The sequence below is a fragment of the Halomonas marinisediminis genome (assembly GCF_004347715.1).
Classification (GTDB): Bacteria; Pseudomonadota; Gammaproteobacteria; order Pseudomonadales; family Halomonadaceae; genus Halomonas; species Halomonas icarae.
The window spans coordinates 1-359 of the sequence record NZ_SLTR01000085.1 but is presented as its reverse complement, the minus strand read 5'-3'; the positions used below and the strand labels follow the sequence as shown (position 1 = coordinate 359).

1 protein-coding gene is annotated in these 359 nt (G+C 64.1%); it reads left to right on the top strand.

Features of this window, described 5'->3' with window-relative positions:
- Nucleotides 1-63: 63 nt before the first annotated feature.
- A partial coding sequence (locus tag E0702_RS15905) for a hypothetical protein (RefSeq protein WP_132045573.1) occupies nucleotides 64-359 on the top strand: 296 nt, incomplete at its 3' end.

Here is a 359-nt window from a genome sequence, read left to right as displayed (position 1 = left end):
GGAAAGAAGATTTCTCGGGGCCTTGACTGCCACGAACGGCGTCGACCTCCACAGGAGACCCCCATGTTCAACTTCTCGAGCAATTCCGTCCCGGCGGGCCGCGATCCCGCGCTCGTCGCAACCAGGACCTTCTTCCAGGAGCACGGCTCTGCGCTGCTCAATGCCGCCGCCTTGCTCGGCGGTCCCTCCGCGCACCGTCGCTGCCTCCGTCTTCTGTCCGGAATTTCCGAGAGCTCCTCTCTCACGCGAGCGCTCAGGCAGGAGCTGGTCTGGCTGCATCGGCTTGTCTGCCTCGATTTCGTCGGGGATCCGGAGACCGAGGAAACAGCCCGCTTCGCGATGATCGACCTTCTGGATCC